The organism is Tamlana crocina (genome assembly GCF_012037625.1).
This window is the reverse complement of sequence record NZ_JAAVJS010000775.1, coordinates 1-298: the sequence shown is the minus strand read 5'-3', so window position 1 is coordinate 298 and position 298 is coordinate 1. Positions and strand designations below refer to the sequence as shown.

General features: G+C 39.3%; 1 protein-coding gene. It reads right to left on the bottom strand.

Going from position 1 to position 298, the window contains the following annotated elements; genetic code table 11:
* A partial coding sequence (locus HC176_RS18960; protein WP_167920517.1) for a S1 RNA-binding domain-containing protein occupies positions 1 to 298 on the bottom strand: 298 nt, incomplete at both ends.

The following is a 298-nucleotide window of genomic DNA, read 5'->3' as shown; positions in this document are numbered from 1 at the left end:
CTGAATTCTTGTTTTAGCCTCATCAAAGTCAAGGATAACAACGTTCAGTTTTTGATCAAGTTCAACGATCTCATTTGGATGGTTGATTCTTGACCAGCTAAGATCTGTGATGTGGATAAGTCCATCAACACCTCCCAGGTCAACGAATACACCGTAAGAAGTGATGTTCTTAACAGTACCTTCAAGTACCTGACCTTTTTCAAGCTGCCCGATAATTTCTTTTTTCTGCTCTTCGATATCTGCTTCGATAAGCGCTTTGTGAGAAACAACAACGTTTTTAAATTCGTGGTTGATCTTC